The sequence below is a fragment of the Spirochaetae bacterium HGW-Spirochaetae-1 genome (assembly GCA_002839375.1).
Classification (GTDB): Bacteria; Spirochaetota; UBA4802; order UBA4802; family UBA5550; genus PGXY01.
In genome coordinates, this window is the sequence record PGXY01000009.1 from 303606 (window position 1) to 324936 (window position 21331).

The following is a 21331-nucleotide window of genomic DNA, read 5'->3' on the forward strand; positions in this document are numbered from 1 at the left end:
TGAATCATTAATGTCAAGTTCTTCATCCAATCAATGACCGCTTTTAAAATTCATTCTTGACATCTGCGCGAGGCCGCGGGATATATTTCACGGCATAAGAATAGGGGAGCCCGGCAAATATTTATGATGTATGATTCAATAATTTTCGATCTGGACGGTACTCTCTGGGATGCGCTGGACGTATCGGCCGCGGCTTTTACCAAAGGATTCAGGGAATACGGCGAAAATATCACCGTCACCCGGGAGGAACTGCAGAAGGTAACGGGCCTGCCCGCTGATCAATGCATTGAGAAAATGTATCCCGGTATAACAAAAAGATTTCCTTGTATCGTTCGGGACTTCGATAGACTGGAGAGAAATGCCGTTGAAGAAAAGGGCGGTTCAATATATCCTTCAGTGCTGCAAGGAATCAGGATTCTCTCTGAAAAATATAAGATATTTATCGTGAGCAATTGTGAAGACTGGTATCTCAATGCTTTCTTGCATCATTCGAATGTTGACGGCTATATTATTGATCACGGCTGCTACGGCAGAAGCGGGAATACCAAAACGGAAATGATTGATCGATTAAAGGAAGAATATGGATTGGTGCGACCCGTGTATGTCGGAGATACGCAGCATGATTATCTCGCTGCCATGGGTAGCGGTGTTGATTTTATTTTTGCAGAATACGGTTTTGGGGAGGTTGATACGGATTGTCGGCGGGTGGGGGATTTTTTGCAACTGGCGGATATACTTATGGTCGGGCCATAAACAATACGGCCCTAAACAGTACGGACAGGTCGCGACCTGTCCGTACTGTTTAGGGCATGAATAAAAAATTTTATTTCAATTCCTTGCCAAGCCGGAAGGCCTTGAGGTTCATGTCCACGAACTTCTCCTTTACCAGGGACTTGATGCCCTTATCCCACTGCTCGTCCGAAAACTCCAGGTGATTGGAGAGCACACCCAGCATGACAATGTTCAGAGCCTTTTTCGATCCGGCTTCTTTCAGGGCCGGTTCCGTGTCCACGAAGAGACTTTTCTTTGCGTTCCCGCCCACCCACTGTTCCAGGTCGTCGGGGTACTTCATAGCTCCCGTCTCTACGGGAGCCGGGTTCACCTGAAGTCTGTTAACGATAAGAGTTCCGTTAGGAGCCAGGTAGTCCAGTTTTCTCATCACTTCCAGGGTTTCCAGGCTGACGATGTAATCTGCCGTGCCTTTCTCGATGAGGGGTGAGTAAACTTTTTTATCAAAGCGTACATGACAGTCAACGCTGCCGCCGCGCTGGGCCATACCGTGGACCTCGGACTCTTTAACGTCGTATCCGGCCTGCATGGCCACTTCCATGAGTATCTTGCTGGCCAGGATCACTCCCTGGCCGCCCACTCCTGCAAATATCACATTCATCGTGTTAATCTCCTTTTACCAGAATACATCTTCTCAGCGAGATGATCACTGAAGGCTCCGGGGCGGCAACCTCTTCTTTTACCACGCGCTCGAACTCATTCATGTCCTTGGGGTCCACGGTGACAACGCGTTTTACACCCACGGCCCTGGCCAGCATTGCCAAGTCGAGCTGGTGGGTCTCTTCACCCATGAGGGTTTTTCCCGTGGCAGGATGGTCCTGATGACCAGTCATGGCCGTGACACGGTTGTCCAGGATAATGACAGTCCCGGTTCCCTTGTTGTAGACCAGGTCGATGAGGGGCGTAATGCCGGAATGGACAAAGGTAGAGTCGCCGATGACGGCTACGCTTTTGCGGGCCATCCCGGGGCCATGGGCCTTTTCCATGCCCAGGTGCATGCCGATACTTGCGCCCATGCATCCCTGGGTGTGCATGGCCGAGTAGGGCGGAAGAACCCCCAGGGTATAACAGCCGATATCGCCGTTGACATTGAGATCCAGTTTTTTCAGGACTTGGAATACGAAACCGTGTGGGCATCCCTTGCAAAGTGAAGGGGGCCTTCCCGGTATTTTCGCCTGGTCGTATTCGGGCATGGCTTTGGGCGGCTGTTTTTTGTTCAGGGCATTGTCTACTATCTCGGGGGTCAGTTCGCCCAGGATGGGAATGATGTTCTTCCCGCCCTTAACGGTAATGCCCAGGGCCTTTACGCAGTCTTCAATATAGGGGTCCAGTTCTTCGACGATATAAAGCTCCTCCACCTGTGAGGCGAATTCTCTGATGAGGTCGTCGGGCATGGGCCAGCACATGCCGATTTTCAGAACCGATGCGTCGGGACAGGTCTCTTTTACGTACTGGTAGGCCACGCCGTTGGTAACTATTCCCCGTTTTTTTTCGGCCCACTCGATGCGGTTGAGGCCCGATGTGTTGGAATATTCTTTCAGTTTCGGGAGCTGCACTTCCTCCTTGAATTTATGACGGGGCCTGGCATGGGCCGGTATCATAACGTATTTCTGTGGATTGCGGACGAAGTCTTTTACAGCGACCTCTTTTCTTTCACCGATCTCCACGATTCCCTGGGAGTGCGCTATTCTCGTCGTTATGCGCACGAGTACCGGCGTGTCGAACTGTTCCGACATGTCAAAGGCCAGTTTGGTGAGCTCCTTCGCTTCGGCCGGGCTTGAGGGCTCAATCATGGGTATTTTTGCGGCACGGGCAATGTGCCGGTTGTCCTGCTCATTTTGCGAGCTCCATGCGCCGGGATCATCGGCGTTTATAATGACCAGCGCGCCGTTGACACCCGTATATGAGAAGGTGAATAGAGGGTCGGCTGCCACGTTGAGGCCCACGTGTTTCATGGCGGCCAGCACCCGTGCGCCGGCCACGGCGGCTCCCGCGGCCACTTCCAGCGCCACCTTTTCATTGGGTGACCACTGGGCTTTTATCTCTTTATAATCTCTGGCTATCGCTTCCAGAATTTCCGTGCTGGGCGTGCCGGGATACGCAGTGGCAACGTGGCATCCCGCTTCCCAGGCGGCCCTGGCGATGGCTTCATTTCCGAGTAAAACTTTTTTCTGCATGTATTATACTCCGATAAGATCTATTTTGCTTATGATGTTGTAGCCTTCCTCCTGGAGGGCTTTCTTCGCGGCCTCGATATTGTCGAACCGGAATATCATGACGGCCCTGTCACCGCGCTTTTCGGTAAAGGCATACATATATTCGATATTGAGTTTTCTCCGGGAGAATGTGTCGATGGCTTTGTGCAGAGAGCCTGCTTTATCATCGATTTCCAGGGCGAGTACATCGGTGATGGAGCAGGTGATGTGGTTCTGTTTCAGGACCTCATTCGCTTTTTCCGGCTTGTTGACTATGAGTCTCAGTATGCCGAAATCCGTTGTTTCAGCAATGGTGAGCGTTATGATGTTTATATCGGAGTCGGCCAGGATTTTCAGAACGCTCTGAAGATGTCCCGGTTTGTTTTCGATAAATACTGATACCTGTGTTACGTTCATTGTTGCCTCCCTTTTAATCAGCCTGTGATTTGATGCAGCGTTATATTTTCCTTTTATCGATGACGCGCTGGGCCTTTCCCTCGCTCCGGGCGATGGTCATGGGTTCCACCAGGGTTACCTTGGCTGAAATTCCCAGGGCGCTCCTGAAGCGGTCCGTGATATGTTTTTTCAGATTGTCAAGTACCTTGACTTCGTCGGAGAAGAGCTTCTCACTGACCTCGACCATGACCTCGATATCGTCCAGGGACCCTTTGCGGTCAACGATGATCTGATAGTGCGGTTCCGTGCCTTCCGCCTCCATGAGCACGGTCTCTATCTGCGACGGGAACACGTTGACCCCGCGGATAATGAGCATGTCGTCGGAGCGTCCCGTTACTTTTTCCATCTTCACCAGGGTGCGTCCGCATTTACAGTTGTCATGGTAAAGGCGGGTGATATCACGCGACCGGTACCGGATGGTGGGAAATGCCTCCTTGGTGAGAGAGGTATAAACGATCTCGCCCTGTTCACCCTCGGGAAGTATCTCGCCCGTATCGGGATCGATTATCTCTACATAAAAATGGTCCTCGAAGACATGCAGACCCGATTTGGCCTCGCATTCCGCCGAAACGCCGGGACCGATAACCTCGCTCAGACCATAAATATCGTAGGCATCAATACCCAGGCGGGACTCTATCTCGCTTCTCATGGCCTGAGACCAGGGCTCAGCGCCGAAAACGCCAATGCGAAGCTTTGTTTTTCTGATATCATAATCGGGCTTTTTCTTTTCGATATAATCAGCGATGTTCAGGGCATAGGAGGGTGTGCAGGCCAGTACGGTCGTGCCGAAATCTTTTATGAGCATGAGCTGGCGCTCCGTGTTACCGCCCGAAATGGGTACTGTGAGGGCCCCGATCTTTTCTGAACCGTAGTGAAGCCCCAGTCCGCCGGTGAAAAGACCGTATCCGTAGGCCACCTGGATGATGTCTTTCTCCGTGACACCGTAACAGCCCAGGCAGCGGGCAACGACCTCGGCGAAGACCCCCACATCGTTTTTGGTGTATCCCACGACTGTGGCGTTTCCCGTAGTTCCCGACGAGGAATGGACCCTGACGACCTTGTCCAGGGGCATGGCGAAGAGGCCGAAGGGATAGTTATTACGCATTTCCTGCTTTTTGAGGAAAGGGACATGTTTCATGTCGGCCAGGGATTTAAAGTTGTCGGGATGGAATCCGGCCTGATCAAATTTATCATGGTAATGCTTGTTGTTATTATAGGCATGTGTAAGAGACCATTTGAGGCGCTCGTATTGAAGCTCCTTCATTTTTTGTAACGGCATTGTTTCGAATTCTCTGTTGAATATCATAGGAGACCCCGTTTGTTTTGTAGGATGTATAGACCTGCTTTTTTACGTTAGAATTAAAGGATACGGCATTAATGCTTTCATAGGAGTGAATATATTCTCCCGGAAGTGCAAGGTTTTCGTAAATATATACATTTATCAAGTAAAAAATTATTTGTGTCCGTTTCGTGACCGGGAGAGAGTTGCATTCCGGAAAAAACCGGAAATTATATCCCTGTACAGTCTTTTCCCGAAGAAGAATTTACGCCTTTCGGCATGGCATTAGAGCGGCTGCTATTTCCCCGCGGGATTTATTGTTGTAATGTGGACATCTTCAATATCTTTAAAATTAATAAAGCGCTGTTTCCGGTGTTTTCCATAATAAAAGTCAGACAGGGGATTTATGGAATAGGCAAAATCCATGGCAATGGCGGTTTTCTCTCTGCTGAAAACGGCGAGAAGCGACGTATTACTCATGGGTATGAGGTCACCGCCGGTATTGTTGTTGTATATGGTCATTGTTCCGCCGTCATAGGCCTGTTCTTTAAGGTCATAGTACATTTTAGCGGTAAAGCTTTTTTTGATGGGAAGGCGGTAATGGGTACGGTGGATGGATCCCCAGGTCCAGTCATTCATGATGGGGCCGCGTTTCCTGCTGATCTCCCGCATCGTTTTAAGAAAGGCCCTGTCGAAGATTTCCTCACTTGATTCGACGGGGTCTGTTTTAATGTCGTCAAAATAATAGGACTGTTTCTCCTGTGCAGCCTTGTAAAAGCTGTCGAGCAGGAGGGGAGAGTATTCCAGAATTTCATCGATCATGTATCCGAATTCATCCTTCAGCATTTCCGAGAGATAATTGTTCAGGAGACCGTAATAAATTGACGGGGCAACGGAATTGCCGGTCATGCGGAAGTCCCAGTCCTTGAAGTATATTCGGGCAAGCCTCGCCGAGGTTACGGGGTTGGTCTGAAGCATCGAAAGGAACAGGATCGTGAATTTCTGTGCCGATGGGTTGTAGCTGTCGGTGAGGATTTCTTTCAGCCTGTTTTCATCGAGCAGTGATGTACGTTCCTCCAGAAGCGACTGGAGATGCTTTTGCCTCTCGTCTTCGGCTATGGCGCTGCCGCGGATGACCGGCGGGGCGTCTTTCATGAAGGAGCTGCCGGCAATGATCAAGTTCGCATCCTGTTTGAAGTATATGGAAAGGTCCGTCGTTCCATACCATGTCTCGTAGAAGGACGGTTTTAGAACAGACATGGAAGGGGCGCGCAGCGGCATTTTACCGGAATAGCATTTGATGGAGCTCGTTCTGTCGGAGAAGAGGTATACGCGGGGCAGTGATGTGACGCCCGTTATGTTCGTCCTGGCCTTGCCGATGTTCTCCGAGAAGGGGATCTCGAAAAGTGAAACGATGTAATCCGCTTCAGGAAAAAGAGCCTTGATGGTGACAACCGTTTCATCGTATGATTTAGACTCGAAAATGTCGTTCAATACCGGACCGTTGTCGGTATACCACACGATGTCGTGCCTGTCGACCTCGCTTTTTTTCGATGTGAGAGGTTCCCGTACCGTGTTGAATTCTTTCCATCCCAGGCGGCTCCGGTAATGGATTATGCCATTTATATTTTTTACTTCCTCAAGTACGAAATCCTGGGTGTCCACGGCAAGATTGAACCCGAAGAACCGTATGTTCTGGTTGTCGCCCGAAAACAGGAAGGGAAGTCCAGCCTGTGATACGCCGCGGATAACGATCTCGCCGAAGTGTATATGCACGGGATACCAGCCGGGATAGTTGTTCATGACGCTTTTCATGCTGCAGGCCGTCAGGTTGTTCCCGCCGGCACCGGAAACGGCCACGGCAAAGCCTTCATTGAAGGGGCCCAGAAATTCTTTCAACAGGTCCCTGATATCGTCGAGCATTTCGACGGACGCATGTTTTTCTTCGTCAAAAGTATATGTCAGATCGGGGGGGAAAATCTCCCGGAGAAAAATGCTCCGCTTGGTTTCGGGAATTTTGAACATGAGTTCCCGGTTGTTAATAAAAGCGTGGGACCATTCTCTCAGAAGGAGAATGGCTATAACGTCCGATTCGGTCCAGTCCTCCTGGATCATCACATCCTGGAAGAGATGGGTCCATGTATGTTTGACATGGTTGATGCCGCTTGCGTAAGCCGTCAGATATTCCCTGTAGGGTGAAGGCAGGTTTTCTTCCATGGCCCTGGCACGGCTCCGTATTCCCGCGGTTTTAATGGTCTTTTCAAGAATGACGCCCCTTTCGCCGATGAGTCGGCTGATGGTGCTGTTGGCGATGGCGCGAAGGTATTCCATGGCGATGAAACGGTCCTGGGCGTGGAGGTATCCCAGGGCATAACAGACATCATCCCTGGACTGGGCCTTGATGACCGGTATGCCCCTGCTATCGCGAGTGATACTGACGGGATACTGAACACCGGCTGTGATCGTTGTATCGTAGGATATTTTCTGCGTGAAGAAGAATACAATGACGGATATCACCAGGAGGAGAATCACGGCACCCAGCGCCGATAGTTGTATGATGGTCTTTTTTTTCATATTTCAGAACTCAAATTGAAGACTGCTGAATCGTTTCTCTATTTCGGCAAGAATCCGTTCCTCGTCCTTTTCGTCCTTCGCCTCGAAGGTGGCAGAGAAGCGGACGAAATGTCCTTCATCGTCCCAGGGGACCGAGGATATGAGCTTTTCCCTGATGAGGAACTGGGAAAAATCCTCGGCGTTTTCAAACCGGGCTCCGCCCTTGATGCCCCGGGGTATTTCCACGAAGAGATAAAAGGTTCCACCGGGCACTTGAGCGTCGAAGCCCAGACGCTTCAGTACCTTTACGAGGGCCATGAGGCGCCGTTCATATTTCGCGCTGATGGCATGGGTTATCTCGGGATGCTCCAGGGCCGTTATAGCCGCTTTCTGGATGGCCTTGAACTGCCCGCTGTCGTTGTTGTCTTTGACGTTGGCAAAGGCGTGAATGATGAGCTCGTTTCCGGCCACAAAGGCCATGCGCCATCCCGTCATGTTGAAGGCCTTGGAAAGGGAATGGATTTCTATTCCCACGTCCTTGGCCCCGGGAATGCTCAGGAATGAAAGGGGCTTGCTCCCGTAGGCCAGTGCAGCATAGGCGGCGTCCTGTACGATGATGACCCTGTTTTTTCTGGCGAACTCAATGGCTTCGAGATAGAATTCTTTCGTGGCAGTGGCACCCGTTGGATTGTTGGGATAGTTGAGCAGGAGGATTTTTGCCTTTTCCAGGACATTTGCGGGAATGCTTCCCAGGTCGGGAAGGAACCCTCTCTCCTTTTTCAGCGGGATGTTGTAAACCTGGCCGCCGTACCATGCCGTATGGACTCCCAGGATGGGATAACCGGGAACGGTCATGAGGGCCGTGTCGCCGGGATTGATGAAGGCCGATGGCAGCATGGCCAGTGCCGGCTTTGACCCGATGGCGTGAACGATCTCCTTTTCGGGGTTCAGGCCGTCAACACCGTAGACATTTTTCATGTAACGGGCCGCGGCCTCCTTGAATTCATCGATGCCGTTGTCGGAATATCCCCTGTTCTCGTGCTTCTCGGCTTCGGCCTGCAGGGTTTTTATGACTATATCAAAGGCCTTTTCATCGGGCTCGCCCACGCCCAGGTCGATGAGTTCCGTCCCGGGATTTTCTTTCAGAGCGGCGCGTTTTGCCCGCTTGATCTTTTCGAACTTGTATATCTTTTCTTCTTTGCCGAATTTATTGCCGCCCAGCCGTTCGGCAATGAGTTCCTGGATATATGATTCCATTAATTCTTTTCCTCTAGTATTTTGATCTTTGCTTCAATGATTTCAATTTTTGTGTAATAGTTGTCCAGCGTGGTAAAAAACCTGCCGAAATCGCCCTCCACATGTATCCTGGATTTGTTTTTTTCCAGTTTGGAGATGGTATTAACGTTTTTTGAATAAATAAAACATTCGACTTTTTTTCCATCCACGGTCAGATCGGCAATGGCGCAGAAATCATAGTCTATATTATTGGAGACCGTTACATCCTTTACGGTAATATCGTCAAGGACGATGATTTTTTTTCCCAGTTCCTGCCGGAGAAGCATCTGCATGGCGGGATTTTCAGTCCTGTCGATTTTATCTTTTTCGATGATGACTTGCTCCATCAGTATGTCTTTTCTGAAGAGACTATCTAAGTGACTGCATCCTGTCGCTGCGAGAAGGGTCAGTGTCGTGATAATTAAAAGCTTTTTCATGGAAATTCTCCTGAATGGGCGCTGAATAAAATGAGATCGTATAACCCCCTTAAAAAGGGCATAATGAAAAAATGTCAAACAGTTTTATGGGCACCTCTAAAAATTAGGTTTTTCATTAACAATAAAATGAAAAAACATAATTTTACCAAAATCATGTCATCATTTTCCCCCGGCAAGCCGCACTAGCTCCCTCTGAAGGATATGGCGCTGGTATCCCAGTAGAACCTTACCGCCCAGGATGAAGACCGGAACAGGTATTTCCTTGGTCAGGGTCGTGCTTTCCGATATTTTTTTCCGGTAGCAGGGGATTCCCTTGTCCAGCAGGAAGGGATAGGCTTTTCCTCCCTCATATATGAAGGGCTCTCCCTTCGAAGAGCGGTCCATTTCACTGAGCATGTCGATGAGTTTCTTGATATTCACGTTGTTTGCCGCTGTCACTATGCCCTGACTGTTGCGTACTTCATGCGTTACAACCATGAGAGAAGGAAACTGCTTTTGAATATCGGGCATGTCCTTTTTCGCCTGTTTGCACGAGGGGCAGATACCGCTGAAGAAGAAATGCATCGTTATTTTCTGTGCCGCCCGGGATGGTCCTGTGTTGCCCACGGCAATGATCAAAGAAGGAATCAGCAGGATGGTCAGTGCTATTTTTTTCATATGATATTCACCTCGTAATTGTTGATTTTATTCGGCGTGGATCAGTTTATCACCCTGTTTCCAGCCTCCGGGGCACATCCCGCCCCCGCCCTGCCGTGTCGCAATGGCCGCCGAGAGCTTTCTCAGCAGTTCATCAGTACTGCGCCCTATATCCTGGTGATGTACCTCGTAGGCGATTATGGAGCCGTCGGGATTGACGATCAGTGTGGCTCTTTCTGCCGAGCCTTCGTTTTCATTGTATACTCCCAGTTCCCGGCACAGTTTACCCCCGCGGTCCGAGAGCATGGGGAATTCAATAGTCTTTATTGATTCATTCTGCCCGTGCCATGCCCGGTGTACGACTGCGGAATCGGTGCTTATGCTCAGTATTTCGGCTCCCATGCCCCTGAATTCCTTGTAGTAATCGGCCAGTTCCTTGAGCTCCGTGGGGCAGACAAAGGTGAAATCGCCGGGATAGAAAAAAAGTATGAGCCACTGGCCGCGGTAGCTGGCCAGGTTGATGTCCGAAATTCGTCCCTTTTGGAAAGCCGTAAGGGTCATGGCCGGAATTTTATGGTTCAGCAGGGTCTTCGGGCCCGAAGCGGCGCTATCTTTTCCCACAGTGTTCACGCTATCGGAGCATGAGCAGAATAAAAAAAACACAATGCCGATGATGACCAGGCGTAGAATTTTCATTTTCGTCCTCGTATGATTATAAGTGTTAGGGCAGTCCGTTTATCTGTCTGTAATAATATATCATATCCCTGTTCTGTCAAGATTTAACAGGTTCATGAGTGTGATAATTACATTGATTTCACTATTTTCTCCTAATCGGGTCACTTCTTTACAATTAAAGGCCGATGCAGTAAATTTTACTTGAAAATCAGTATTGTATTACTATTATGTCAGATAATCAGGTCCCCCATCCCCCCCGGGGGGACAAAAAACGGAAAGAATCATGGTGAAAATGAATAAACAGGCTGAAGACAATATAGTAAACAGTATCATCGGCGAAGGGTCGGAATTCAAGGGTGAATTCAAGATAAACGGCCTCCTGCGCATAGACGGCAAGTTCAAGGGAACTATCGAGACCGATGGAAAGGTGCTCATCGGACAGTCCGGCGAGGCCATGACCGACATCAAGGCCCGTCTCGTGGTTATCGGTGGCATGGTGAAGGGGAATATCTTCGCAACGGAAAGGGTCATTTTTCTTTCCACGGGTAAGATCACGGGCAATATCATCACACCCAGCCTGGTGATGGAGGACGGCGTCGCCTTCGAGGGCAACTGTACCATCAATAAAAATCCCGTACGGTCCTAGGCCGGAAAGAGGTGAGGCATGATAGAGATATCGCAGACCAACAATCGCCGCGAAGACCGCACAAAGATAAAGAACAAGGGCAAAAGCTCCTCCGTGGGCAGAAAGGATTCGGATTTCAAAACAGAACTGAAGAATGCCGTTTCTTTTGACGTGCAGGGCTCCCTGGACGACCTTCTGTCGGACCTTTCAGACCAGGAAAAGCGTTTTCTCGATTCCCAGAGTCTCTATGATCTGAATCGGTACAAGGCCCTGGTGCAGAAAATACTGAAGATAGTCCTGGAAGAGAGCATTGAGACCAGGACGATAAAAAGGCGGAAAAGCGACAACAAGGCCGATTTTCTCGTGGCCGACATCATCAATAAAAAGCTCCTGGAAATTACCCAGAACCTTACCCGTTCCAATCCCGCGTTCAACCTGATGAAAACGATCGAGGAAGTCCGCGGACTCATCCTTGATCTTGTTCACTGAAACCAAAGGCTATGAAGAAAAACGGAATCGTCGGCCACGGCCTGCAGCTCGATCACATTGAAATGATGCTGCGGAATAACAAGATACCCCAGACCCTGCTTTTTTCCGGAATCCCCGGCATTGGCAAGCGCAGGATAGCGCTTCGCTTTATGAAGGCCCTTTTCTGCAGCGGCGAGGCGCCCCCCTGTCTTGGCTGCCCCTCGTGTCTTCAGATCATGAACGGCACTCATCCCGATGTGATAGAGCTCTCTCCCAATGCCAGGGGCACCATCCCCATAGGTGATACGGGCGAACCGGGAACGGTGCGGTGGCTCATAGACCGCCTGGCGAAAAGGTCCATATCGGGGCGGTACGGCGTTATCGTCAACGGTGTCGACCACATCGCCGTACAGGGGCAGAATGCCCTGCTGAAGACCATAGAAGAGCCTTCCGATGGAACGGTCATCGTCCTGGTGACCTCCAACAAGTCACTCATTCTGCCCACGATCCTTTCGCGGTCCACGGAGATACCCTTTTACCAGCTTTCGTCGGAAGAAGTATTGACGATCCTGAAGTCCCACGGCATTGATGTCCCTCATGCAACTGCGGCGGCTGAAATGGCGGGTGGTTCCGTTGAGCTGGCGGTTATGCTCACGGAAAAAGAGAATCTCGATGATATCATATCCCTTGCGGAAGAAATATGCCGCTTTGTCCGGCACGGCGGTTTTCTCAATCTGGAGATTGATAATATTCAAAAAAAGATAGGCATTGAAAATGTAATGTCTATTATGGTTAATATATTTCGCTCCTTTCTTCTTGGCACCCTGGACGGCACTGCACCGGATGTCATCTTTGCTGATATTAATATCCCCGATGAAAAAATGATACGCCGGATAATAAAGATATTTCTTGCCCTGCGGCGGGGACTTACGGTGAACCTCAATATCAACCAGGCCCTGAAGGGCATGCTCTATTCAATGCATGACATGGATGATACGGGGCTGCCCGATCTCACTATGGCGCATATCGATACTATCGGGTAAATCATCCTTTAAACATCCCGTTGTTCGGGAAAATATTGTTGAAATGTTGTTGATAAATATGCCCGTATTTCTGATAATGTAAGTTTTTACAGGGGTGCGCCCTTTTATTGCAATGCTATCCCGCCCCATATTATTAAAACATGACAGGAAAAAGATATGGAAGTTTCAGCAGTACGACTACGAAACAGTTTTCAGATATATTACATAGATACCAATAATATCTTTGTAAACCAGAACGCCCTGAGCGTTGTCGAGACCGAACACGGCGTGGACCTGGGCCGCGTGGTGAAGACCCCGCGATACCAGAATAATTCCTCGATCAAGGTGGCGGGCAAACTGCTCCGGAAGGCCACCAGGGAGGACCTGGACCAGCTCCCGGGAATCGAGGCGCTGGAGGAAAAGGCCTTCAAAATATGCAGGGAAAAGGCCCAGGCCAAGGGCCTCAACATGAAGCTCATTTCGGTTAAAACACTTTTCGACAAGACAAAGATCATCTTCTATTTTGTGGCCGATAACCGTATCGACTTCAGGGAACTGGTGCGGGAACTGGCCTCCATATTCAGGACCAGGATAGAGATGCGGCAGATAGGGGTCCGCGACGAGGCCCGTCTCGTGGGAGGATATGGTCCCTGCGGCAAGGAACAGTGCTGTGTAAACCAGCGGGAAGAATTCGAGCCCGTATCCATAAAGATGGCCAAGGAACAGAGCCTGAACCTCAACTCCCTGAAGATATCGGGGATGTGCGGCCGGCTGCTGTGCTGCCTGAGCTATGAGTATCAGACCTACTTGGAACTGAATGTAGACATGCCCGAGGTGGGGAGCCATATCCGGTGCGAGGACATGCACTATGTCGTCATTTCCACCGATGTTCTGAAGCAGAGCATGAAGATCAAGGACCGCGAAAGATTCATCGAGATTTCCAAGAGCGATCTCGAGAAAGAGGGAGATGCCTACTGTATCAAGAAGGACATCATTGAAAAGATCAAGCGGTCCGACGACGATCCCGTGGAGGAAGATGATTATTACGGACGCTTCTGAGAGATGGCGGCACCGTCCATGTTTTTAACAATGCAGATACAATCGAGGTAGTCGATGAATAAGATTTTTTATGTTACCACGCCTATATACTATGTCAATGCCGAACCGCACATAGGTCATGCCTATACCACAATTCTCGCCGATTTCATGAACCGGTTTTATACCATGCTGGGCTACGACACCTATTTCCTTACGGGCACCGACGAGCACGGTGATAAAATTGTTGAGGCAGCCAAGGCCAACAACAGGAGCGCCCGGGAATATACCGATGCCATCAGCGCCCAGTTCAAAAAAACCTGGGAGGATCTGGGCATATCCTTCAACGATTTTATCCGGACCACGGAAGACCGCCATAAGAAAGTGGTGCAGGAAATACTACAGAAGGTTTATGACAACGGCGACATCTACTTCGGAAGCTATGGCGGCCACTACTGCGTGGGCTGCGAGAGATTCCTTACGGAAAAGGAACTGGTGGACGGCAAGTGCGCCGATCACGGCCAGGTGCCCCAGTATATCGAGGAAAAGAACTATTTTTTCAGAATGAGCAAATACCAGGAATGGCTTGTTGGATATATCAACGAGAACCCCGACTTTATCCGTCCCGAGCGCTACCGGAACGAGGTAATGTCCATGCTCAAGGGGGAGCACCTCGAGGACCTGTGCATTTCGCGGCCCAAGTCCAGGCTGACCTGGGGAATTCCCATGCCCTTCGACGACAATTACGTCACCTATGTATGGTTTGATGCTCTTATCAACTATGTCAGCGCCCTGGGATATCCCGAAGACGCGCGCTTCAAAAAGTTCTGGCCCGCGGTCCAGCATATCATCGCCAAGGATATCGTGAAGCCCCACGGCATATTCTGGCCTACCATGCTGAAAGCGGCCGGCCTGGAGCCTTATCATCATCTCAATGTTCACGGCTACTGGAACATGGAGGACGCCAAGATGTCCAAGACCCTGGGGAACGTGATTACTCCCGGCGACCTGATGCAGCGGTACGGCAATGACCAGGTCAGGTATTTCTTTCTCAGGGAGATGGTTTTCGGCAATGACGCCCGCTTCAGCGAAGACGTGGTTATTGACCGCGTCAATTTTGATCTGGCCAACGACCTGGGGAACCTGGTGAAGCGGACCTTTAACATGGTAGAGAAGTATTTTGACGGCGCCGTTCCGGCCTTTTCACCGTCGAGCCCGGCGGGAAGGGACGAGTTGGCTAAAAAGATAAAGGACGCCGCGGACGGGTATATATCGTATTGTAAAACCTTCCAGACCAGCATCGGCATCGAGAAGCTCTGGGAATTTGTCCGCTACCTGAACAAGTATATCGACGAAAAAAAACCATGGCAGCTCGATAAGGACGGTGATAAAAACAGTCTCGCATCGGTTATGCGGAACCTCCTCGAGGCCATATACGCTATTGCGGTGCTCCTGTCACCCATACTGATCAATATATCTCCCATCATCATCAAGGCTCTCGGGGCCGACGGGAAAAGCCGCGACGTGGAGGGACTGTTTTCCCTGGCCCTGCTGGACGATGGGGCCCGGCTCGGCGAGATGGGCATTCTCTTTCCTAAAATGGAAAAACCCGGGAAAGAAGATGCGGCGGGAAAAGCAAAAGGAATGGATAAAGCCGATACAAAAGGCGCAGGGAAAAAGGGCGGCGATAAGAATATGAACGAAGATGGCGCGGGGCTCCTTGATATTTCCGAATTTGCCAGGGTCGATATCCGCGTGGCGAAGGTGCTCGAAGCTGTGCGCGTTGAAGGCTCCGATAAACTTCTGGAACTCAGGATCGATTCCGGTCTCGATGAAAGAACCATCGTAGCCGGTATCGCGCAGCATTATGAACCGGACTACCTGGTGGGTAAAAAAATCCTTCTGGTGGCGAACCTGAAACCGGCCGTTATATTCAAGCGTACTTCCAACGGCATGCTTCTGGCGGCAAAGAAGAACAAGGGTGACGCTCCGGTCCTTATCGAAGTCGATGATAAGATTCCCGTGGGCTCCCGTCTGGGCTGAGACCCGCGCCGACACAAAAAAGAACGTGAGACCAATGAAAATAGGCATTCTATCCGACACTCATAACGATATTGAAATGACCAAAAGGGCCCTTGGGATATTCAGGGAAAGGGGTGTGGGGATGATTATACATGCCGGTGATCTCACCTCGCCCCGGATGATGGAGCTCTTCAGGGAATTTGACTGCCGCTTTGTCCTGGGCAACGGTGATCTGGACGTGGAGATTCTCAACGTGGAGAGTGAAAAGTTGGGTTTCGGCTGTGTTGGCGAGACCTGTTCGCTTGAGGTGGAGAATAAGAAGATAATAATTTTTCACGGGAACAATGTCCCCCTCTTCAGGGAGACCGTGGCTTCAGGGAAATATGACTATATCATCAAGGGTCACACTCATTTTTTCGAGAACTACGTAGCCAACCGAACCCGCATCATCAATCCCGGCGCACTGTACGGCACGGAAGAATTTTCCGTGGCGCTGCTGGACACGAAAACCGATAAGGTGGATATGATCCGCATATCTGCTGAATAAGCCCTGCCGTTTTACCTTTTCCTTTTTTTTCTTCCCAGTTCAATGGGGACGGGAACAGTCTTCCAGATATCGTTGGCGTATTCATCAATCGTGCGATCCGTGGAAAATTTTCCCATGGCAGCAACGTTCAGTATGGACATGCGTGTCCAGGCGACGCTGTCGCTGAAAAGGGAGCCCACGCGCTCCTGGCATCCGATGTATGATGCGTAATCGGCGAAGAGAAGATAGTAGTCACCGCCCAAGAGTGAATTGGTAATATCCTTGAAGAGGTCCGGTTCAGACGGGCTGAAAAATCCCCCTGAAATCATGTCCACGGCCTGGCGGAGTTCCGGGTTTTCATCGTACCAGGTGCGCGGCGAATATCCCGAGGATCTGACTGCATCAACTTCACCCGGCTTGAGCCCGAAGATGAAGATGTTGTCGGCGCCCACCTCTTCGGCTATCTCGATGTTGGCCCCGTCGAGCGTACCGATGGTGAGGGCCCCGTTCAGAGCGAACTTCATATTCCCCGTTCCCGAGGCCTCGGTGCCCGCCGTTGATATCTGCTCCGAGAGATCTGCTCCCGGCATAATTTTCTCCGCCACCGATACTGAATAATTGGGAATGAATACGACCTTGAGCAGGCCGCGCACCGTCGGATCATTGTTAACGGTTTTGGCGATGGAATTAATGAGTTTTATGGTGAGTTTTGCCATATGGTATCCCGGGGCCGATTTGCCGGAAAAAATGACGGTGCGGGGAACCATTTCTCCCGTGGCCCCGCTCCTGATTCGGTTGTACAACGTGACCACGTGAAGTACGTTCAGGAGCTGACGCTTGTATTCATGCATGCGTTTGACCTGGCAGTCGAAGAGGGAAGCGGGGTCCACGTCTATGTCGCACTCCTCCTCGATGAAGGCCGCAAGGCTATCCTTGTTTGTTCTCTTGATGCGCATCCACTCATCCCGGAAGGCGGCGTCTTCCGTCAGGGGTGCCAGGTTTTTCAGTTCATCGAGGTTTTTGCACCACCCGTCGCCGATGCGCGAGGTTATGAGCTGCGATAGTCCCGGATTGCAGAGCATGAGCCAGCGCCGCTGCGTGATGCCGTTGGTTTTGTTATTGAAGCGTTCCGGCCAGAGCTGATGGAAGTCACGAAAGAGTGAGGCTTTGATGATGTCGCTGTGGAGGGCGGCCACGCCATTGACGGAATGGCTGCCCACGATGGCCAGGTGCGCCATGCGCACCCGTTTATCAGGCCCTTCTTCAATGATGGACATACGTCCCAGGCGCTCCGGCTCTCCGGGGAAATGAAGGCTCACGTGTTCGAGAAAACGACGGTTTATTTCATAAATGATCTGGAGGTGCCGCGGCAGAACCTGTTGCATGAGAGACAGGGGCCATTTTTCCAGGGCCTCGGGGAGGATGGTGTGGTTTGTGTACCCGAAGGTGCGGAGCGTAATGTCCCAGGCCTCCTCCCAGGTAATGCGCTCAATATCGATGAGAATACGCATGAGTTCCGGGATGGCCACTGCCGGGTGCGTGTCGTTGAGCTGGATGGCCGCCCTGTCGGGGAAGGCTGTGAAAGTGTGATGATCGGTCTTATAGCGCCGGATGATGTCCTGCAGCGTGGCCGATACGAAGAAGTACTCCTGCTTGAGCCGGAGCTCCTTGCCTTCGAAGATATTGTCGTTGGGGTAGAGCACCTTGGAGACCGTTTCGGAGTGGGACTTTTCGGAGACGGCCTTTTCATAGTCTCCGTGGTTGAAGTATCCCAGGTCGAATTCCCGCGTCGATTTTGCCGACCAGAGGCGGAGATTGTTCACGGTGTTGTTCCGGAACCCCGGAACGGGAATATCGTAAGCCATGGCGAGAATGATGTCGGTGTTCACCCAGTCGGAACGGAGACGTCCCTCGTCGTCTTGATACTGGTTCACCGTGCCGTAGAACTTCACGGGGTAGAGGTATTCGGGCCGGGGGAATTCCCAGGGCGTGCCGAAACGGAGCCAGTTGTCCGGGGTCTCGACCTGGTAACCGTTGATGATCTTCTGGAAGAAGATGCCGTAATCATACCGTATGCCGTATCCCATGGCCGGGAGTTCCAGCGTGGCCAGTGAATCCATGAAGCAGGCGGCCAGCCTTCCCAAGCCGCCGTTGCCCAGGCCCGCGTCCCATTCCGTGGCTGCCAGGTCGTCCATGGAATAGCCCAGCTCGTCAAGGGACTGGCGCATGATATCCGTGAGGCCCAGGTTAATGAGGCTGTTTCCCAGGGTTCGGCCCATGAGGTATTCCATGGAAAGGTAGTAGACCCGCTTCACGTCCATGTCGTGATAGGTCTGCTGGGTCTCGATCCAGCGCTCAATGAGGCGGTCACGCACTACCAGGGCCATGCTGTAAAAGAGGTCACGCTGCGTGGCTGAGTATTCGTCCCTCCCCAGGGAGAATTCAATATGGTTGATGAAGGAGAGTTTCAGGGACTCCAGGTCGTTTCCCTTGAGGGGATTCGTTGACGTTGAGAGCCGGTCCTTGGCTGATTTTCGAGGGGGCATGAGTTTCTCCTTTTTTTTACATTAATTTACCGGCATAGATTTTTAGTATCCCACAGGAATGGGGGGATGTCAAGATTTTATATCGCGCCCTGCGGGGGATTGTGGCCTGAATCAACGGCCGGGTGATGTATGTCCCGGTTTCCCGGGAATGGAAAAACGAGGAGGGGGCCTCGCCGCCCCCTCCTCGACCTCCCCGGCGGTCGCTGGCCGCGACAGGCTGGGACTTGTTTAATTAGTAAATCAACTCAGTGCGGCCTGCGGACGCATCCTGCTTGTCCTCGGCCGCAGCCGCAGCAGCTCAGCCGTCCATGGCTTCGCTGTCTGGTTTCCAGCATGAAGTACACAGGAGTCGTCAAAGAGGGAAAATTTTTTATGAGACAGTGCTCTATATTAGTTGACTTTTCAGGGAAAAATCCCGGGAATGAATATTGATTTTTTGAGGAGAAAAGGGAGAGATGCAAGGGTCTCTGCAATTTGGAAATTGTAAACCGGATATTAATGTGTTTAATAAACAATCACTATATGATGCCCAATATATAGATGCCATTAAAAATGGTTATGAATGTTGGGGCGGTAATAACCGATTTTTTAGCAAATTAAATCAAATTGAAAATATTCTTAATTCAGATTTTACTCCACAATCAGGAAAAGTCCTCGAAGCTGGTTGCGGTGAAGGAGTTTTGTGTAGAGAATTTTATAAAAAAGGATATTCGGTCACTGGAGTTGATATTTCAAAAGTAGCCATTGATTGGGCGAACCGGAAAAGTGAATTATTGGGAATGGAAATCAAGTATATTCATTCGGATTTATCTATGCCGGATATAAACTTCGATGAGACGTATGATTTTATTATAGATGGCAATTGTCTTCATTGTATTATCGGGATTGATAGACAAAGATTTTTAAAAAACTTGCATCAGATGCTGACTCCTTCGGGAATTATATTTATCAGCAGTCTATCTAGTCCTGATATGGCAAATCATACAACGATTGTTGGTGGTTTACCATATCGTTTTATACCAACAGAAGAAATTTTATTGGCAGAGCTTGAAAATTCTGGATTCTATCTTATAGATAAGGTAGTAAATCGAAGAAATGAATTTAATCATATTGAGTTATTTCTAAAAAAAAGAAAAAACCTGATTTTTGGAAATGCCAGTAATAAATTCACGTAAACCATTCCCCTCAAGGAGTTTATAATGAAATACCTGATTCCAATTTTCATACTCTGCCTGTCAACCCTGGGCTTTTCCGATGAATACAGTGATTTTGCAAAACTGTGTACTGATGCAGACATGTCCTTTTCCATTCCCGATGGATTTAAACCGGTGAAGGTAAAGACAAACCCCGATGTCATATATCAGTATGCGGTCAGGCATGCGACTAAAAAAGTGGAAATCCGGTATTCGATTTTTTCTCTGAAAGAGGACGTCAGGGTGTATGAAGAATATCAGAAAAATAAGGAAAAAAAATCAGATACGAAAATTGTGCTCACCGATCCCAATGAAGGCTATATTCTTTTCGCCGTTGCCGTTGTCATGAACATTTCGCAATCGGAACAGACGAAGGGGATTACGGAATTCAAGCCCGCCGATGTGAAACATGATTTCAACGCCGACTGGGGTGCCTCGTATTTTATTGAAAACAACTCTGATTATGGGCACGGTTACAAATATTCGCTGGTCGTCGCCATTCACAAGAAAAATATTGCCAACGCCTTTATTGTCTATCTCTTTGACGATGGTCGTGAGATAAAAAATGAAATGCTGACCTCATTTTATAATTTGAAATTCAAATAACCCGATGCATCACTGGAGAGATTAATGATCAATCCCCACGCATTGTCTTACGATATTCTTCCCATAATTACTGCTCTGACCGTTGTTACCATAACAGCGCATGTGGCCTTTTCCCGTGAAAGAACCGTTCCCATCGGCAGGATTCATTATTTTTTTCACTGGCTCTACGGGAAATACGAGCCCCAGGTCCTGATTCTGACGGACCGGCTCATGGGAATAAAGCTGATATATGGCAATCCTCTGGGGCGGGCCTTCAGGAAGCTCATAGCAATCATGGCCCATTTTCTCCCCCATGGCATTATTGTCACGACCCGTGCCGCGTCGAATCTTGTGCGCTATATCGAGTCTCTGCCGGGTACCGACGAGGGTCCCCGGCTTGCCGTAGGCCCCTGCGTCTGTCAGATGTCTCTGGACCGGTGGAAGGAGCCTTCATGCAAGGACATCGTTGTGCTCTACGGAGCCGATATCTACCTGCATCTTGATCGCGGATACCGTATCATTGATGCAGAAGAAGCCGTGGAAATACTGGAAACCTGCCGCGACGCGGGACTGGTTCATGCCCTGGATTTCTGCATGCAGTCGGGAAAATGGCATTTTGTGATCTGCAACTGCGACAGTGAAATCTGTGTGCCGGTGCGGGTTTACTGTGCCACGAAAAAGATGCTGTATCCCGGACCCGAGGCGGTGAGCCTGAATAAGCAGAAGTGCCTGGGCCCGAAGAAATGCGGAAAGTGTATTGCGGCCTGCATGTTCATGGCCAATTACATCAGTGAAGGGATCGTTTATGCGGATGCGAAGAAATGCATGGGGTGCGGACAATGCGTGCGGGTGTGCCGCGGCAATGCCCGGGAAATGATTCCCGTGGGAAAATATAAACATGACCATGTGATTCCCATGGATATATTGATCAAAACACCGTAGTGGGGCCGTCTCAGAACAAAATTCTGGACGGCCTTTTTGTTATGTTGTTTTATCAACAAAAATAGATGATAT

General features: G+C 50.1%; 20 protein-coding genes. 10 read left to right on the forward strand and 10 right to left on the reverse strand.

All coding sequences use genetic code 11. From position 1 onward, the window contains the following. The first annotated feature begins 123 nt into the window (after positions 1–123). Complete coding sequence (locus CVV44_18715; protein ID PKL36247.1) at positions 124–753, forward strand: hypothetical protein; 630 nt, start codon at positions 124–126, stop codon at positions 751–753. A gap of 70 nt (positions 754–823) precedes the next feature. On the opposite strand, the gene CVV44_18720 is transcribed toward CVV44_18715, so the two are convergent. The 9 genes from CVV44_18720 to CVV44_18760 all read right to left on the reverse strand — a co-directional run bounded on the left by CVV44_18720 (position 824) and on the right by CVV44_18760 (position 10316). After that, complete coding sequence (locus CVV44_18720) at positions 824–1390, reverse strand: indolepyruvate oxidoreductase subunit beta (protein ID PKL36248.1); 567 nt, start codon at positions 1388–1390, stop codon at positions 824–826. 4 nt (positions 1391–1394) lie between these two features. Next, positions 1395–2966 carry an indolepyruvate ferredoxin oxidoreductase subunit alpha gene (gene iorA / locus CVV44_18725; protein ID PKL36249.1) on the reverse strand — a complete coding sequence of 524 codons (1572 nt, stop codon included), beginning with the start codon at positions 2964–2966 and terminating at the stop codon, positions 1395–1397. A gap of 3 nt (positions 2967–2969) precedes the next feature. Further along, positions 2970–3401 carry an amino acid-binding protein gene (locus CVV44_18730; protein PKL36250.1) on the reverse strand — a complete coding sequence of 144 codons (432 nt, stop codon included), beginning with the start codon at positions 3399–3401 and terminating at the stop codon, positions 2970–2972. 40 nt (positions 3402–3441) lie between these two features. Continuing rightward, on the reverse strand, positions 3442–4746 hold the full coding sequence (locus tag CVV44_18735) for a phenylacetate--CoA ligase (GenBank protein PKL36251.1): 1305 nt from the start codon (positions 4744–4746) through the stop codon (positions 3442–3444). A 270-nt stretch (positions 4747–5016) separates the two neighbouring features. Further along, positions 5017–7293: a hypothetical protein gene (locus tag CVV44_18740; protein ID PKL36252.1), complete on the reverse strand. Its 2277-nt coding sequence runs from the start codon at positions 7291–7293 to the stop codon at positions 5017–5019. A 3-nt stretch (positions 7294–7296) separates the two neighbouring features. After that, entirely contained in the window at positions 7297–8529 is a 1233-nt protein-coding gene (locus CVV44_18745; protein PKL36253.1) for an aspartate aminotransferase, read from the reverse strand. Further along, positions 8529–8984, reverse strand: a complete 456-nt coding sequence (locus CVV44_18750) for a hypothetical protein (GenBank protein ID PKL36254.1) — start codon at positions 8982–8984, stop codon at positions 8529–8531. The genes CVV44_18745 and CVV44_18750 overlap by 1 nt, the downstream gene beginning before the upstream one ends. Before the next feature lie 159 nt (positions 8985–9143). After that, the gene (locus CVV44_18755; protein PKL36255.1) at positions 9144–9641 is read right to left on the reverse strand and encodes a hypothetical protein; all 498 of its coding nucleotides are present in this window, start codon (positions 9639–9641) and stop codon (positions 9144–9146) included. 27 nt (positions 9642–9668) lie between these two features. Further along, complete coding sequence (locus CVV44_18760; GenBank protein PKL36256.1) at positions 9669–10316, reverse strand: peroxiredoxin; 648 nt, start codon at positions 10314–10316, stop codon at positions 9669–9671. Between the two features lie 271 nt (positions 10317–10587). Here CVV44_18760 and CVV44_18765 point away from each other — a divergent pair, with 271 nt between their 5' ends. The 6 genes from CVV44_18765 (at position 10588) to CVV44_18790 (ending at position 16014) form a co-directional block, all read left to right on the forward strand. Next, positions 10588–10941 carry a cell division protein gene (locus tag CVV44_18765; GenBank protein PKL36279.1) on the forward strand — a complete coding sequence of 118 codons (354 nt, stop codon included), beginning with the start codon at positions 10588–10590 and terminating at the stop codon, positions 10939–10941. 18 nt (positions 10942–10959) lie between these two features. Further along, entirely contained in the window at positions 10960–11409 is a 450-nt protein-coding gene (locus tag CVV44_18770; protein ID PKL36257.1) for a hypothetical protein, read from the forward strand. A gap of 11 nt (positions 11410–11420) precedes the next feature. Beyond that, complete coding sequence (locus CVV44_18775; protein PKL36258.1) at positions 11421–12431, forward strand: hypothetical protein; 1011 nt, start codon at positions 11421–11423, stop codon at positions 12429–12431. Between the two features lie 156 nt (positions 12432–12587). Further along, positions 12588–13469 (forward strand): stage 0 sporulation protein, encoded by an 882-nt coding sequence (locus tag CVV44_18780; protein PKL36259.1) that lies wholly within the window; start codon positions 12588–12590, stop codon positions 13467–13469. A 54-nt stretch (positions 13470–13523) separates the two neighbouring features. Further along, positions 13524–15488 (forward strand): methionine--tRNA ligase, encoded by a 1965-nt coding sequence (locus CVV44_18785; protein ID PKL36260.1) that lies wholly within the window; start codon positions 13524–13526, stop codon positions 15486–15488. Then, a complete protein-coding gene (locus CVV44_18790) occupies positions 15454–16014 on the forward strand; it encodes a hypothetical protein (protein ID PKL36261.1) in 561 nt (186 codons plus the stop codon). The genes CVV44_18785 and CVV44_18790 overlap by 35 nt, the downstream gene beginning before the upstream one ends. An 11-nt stretch (positions 16015–16025) precedes the next feature. Here CVV44_18790 and CVV44_18795 read toward each other — a convergent pair whose 3' ends face one another. Beyond that, on the reverse strand, positions 16026–18539 hold the full coding sequence (locus CVV44_18795; GenBank protein PKL36262.1) for a glycogen phosphorylase: 2514 nt from the start codon (positions 18537–18539) through the stop codon (positions 16026–16028). Between the two features lie 455 nt (positions 18540–18994). Here CVV44_18795 and CVV44_18800 point away from each other — a divergent pair, with 455 nt between their 5' ends. The 3 genes from CVV44_18800 to CVV44_18810 are packed head-to-tail and all read left to right on the forward strand — an operon-like array spanning position 18995 to position 21259. Beyond that, positions 18995–19714 carry a class I SAM-dependent methyltransferase gene (locus tag CVV44_18800; GenBank protein ID PKL36263.1) on the forward strand — a complete coding sequence of 240 codons (720 nt, stop codon included), beginning with the start codon at positions 18995–18997 and terminating at the stop codon, positions 19712–19714. A gap of 24 nt (positions 19715–19738) precedes the next feature. Continuing rightward, the gene (locus tag CVV44_18805; protein PKL36264.1) at positions 19739–20338 is read left to right on the forward strand and encodes a hypothetical protein; all 600 of its coding nucleotides are present in this window, start codon (positions 19739–19741) and stop codon (positions 20336–20338) included. A gap of 24 nt (positions 20339–20362) precedes the next feature. Then, positions 20363–21259 (forward strand): hypothetical protein, encoded by an 897-nt coding sequence (locus tag CVV44_18810; protein PKL36265.1) that lies wholly within the window; start codon positions 20363–20365, stop codon positions 21257–21259. The last annotated feature ends 72 nt before the right edge of the window (positions 21260–21331 follow it).